Raw genomic sequence first — 1,587 nt, forward strand, 5'->3', positions numbered from 1 at the left:
TAAGGAGGTGATCCAGCGCCAGGTTCCCCTAGCGCTACCTTGTTACGACTTCACCCCAGTCATGAACCACAAAGTGGTAAGCGTCCCCCCGAAGGTTAAACTACCTACTTCTTTTGCAGCCCACTCCCATGGTGTGACGGGCGGTGTGTACAAGGCCCGGGAACGTATTCACCGTGGCATTCTGATCCACGATTACTAGCGATTCCGACTTCATGGAGTCGAGTTGCAGACTCCAATCCGGACTACGACGCACTTTTTGGGATTCGCTCACTTTCGCAAGTTGGCCGCCCTCTGTATGCGCCATTGTAGCACGTGTGTAGCCCTACTCGTAAGGGCCATGATGACTTGACGTCGTCCCCACCTTCCTCCGGTTTATCACCGGCAGTCTCCCTGGAGTTCCCGACATTACTCGCTGGCAAACAAGGATAAGGGTTGCGCTCGTTGCGGGACTTAACCCAACATTTCACAACACGAGCTGACGACAGCCATGCAGCACCTGTCTCAGAGTTCCCGAAGGCACCAATCCATCTCTGGAAAGTTCTCTGGATGTCAAGAGTAGGTAAGGTTCTTCGCGTTGCATCGAATTAAACCACATGCTCCACCGCTTGTGCGGGCCCCCGTCAATTCATTTGAGTTTTAATCTTGCGACCGTACTCCCCAGGCGGTCTACTTAACGCGTTAGCTCCGAAAGCCACGGCTCAAGGCCACAACCTCCAAGTAGACATCGTTTACGGCGTGGACTACCAGGGTATCTAATCCTGTTTGCTCCCCACGCTTTCGCATCTGAGTGTCAGTATCTGTCCAGGGGGCCGCCTTCGCCACCGGTATTCCTTCAGATCTCTACGCATTTCACCGCTACACCTGAAATTCTACCCCCCTCTACAGTACTCTAGTCTGCCAGTTTCAAATGCTATTCCGAGGTTGAGCCCCGGGCTTTCACATCTGACTTAACAAACCACCTGCATGCGCTTTACGCCCAGTAATTCCGATTAACGCTCGCACCCTCCGTATTACCGCGGCTGCTGGCACGGAGTTAGCCGGTGCTTCTTCTGTCGCTAACGTCAAATAATGCAGCTATTAACTACACTACCTTCCTCACGACTGAAAGTGCTTTACAACCCGAAGGCCTTCTTCACACACGCGGCATGGCTGCATCAGGCTTGCGCCCATTGTGCAATATTCCCCACTGCTGCCTCCCGTAGGAGTCTGGACCGTGTCTCAGTTCCAGTGTGGCTGATCATCCTCTCAGACCAGCTAGGGATCGTCGCCTTGGTGAGCCCTTACCTCACCAACTAGCTAATCCCACCTAGGCATATCCTGACGCGAGAGGCCCGAAGGTCCCCCTCTTTGGCCCGTAGGCATCATGCGGTATTAGCCATCGTTTCCAATGGTTATCCCCCACATCAGGGCAATTTCCTAGGCATTACTCACCCGTCCGCCGCTCGACGCCGTTATCGTTCCCCGAAGGTTCAGATAACTCGTTTCCGCTCGACTTGCATGTGTTAGGCCTGCCGCCAGCGTTCAATCTGAGCCATGATCAAACTCTTCAATTTAAGATTTTGTTCGGCTCAATGAATACTGAACATT

1 rRNA gene is annotated in these 1,587 nt (G+C 53.2%); it reads right to left on the reverse strand.

The annotated features are described in order from the left end of the window. Nucleotides 1-1,553 (reverse strand): 16S ribosomal RNA (locus tag R7P69_RS24590). Nucleotides 1,554-1,587 lie beyond the last annotated feature (34 nt).

This window comes from Vibrio sp. 661 (assembly GCF_033339315.1).
Taxonomy (GTDB): domain Bacteria; phylum Pseudomonadota; class Gammaproteobacteria; order Enterobacterales; family Vibrionaceae; genus Vibrio; species Vibrio alginolyticus.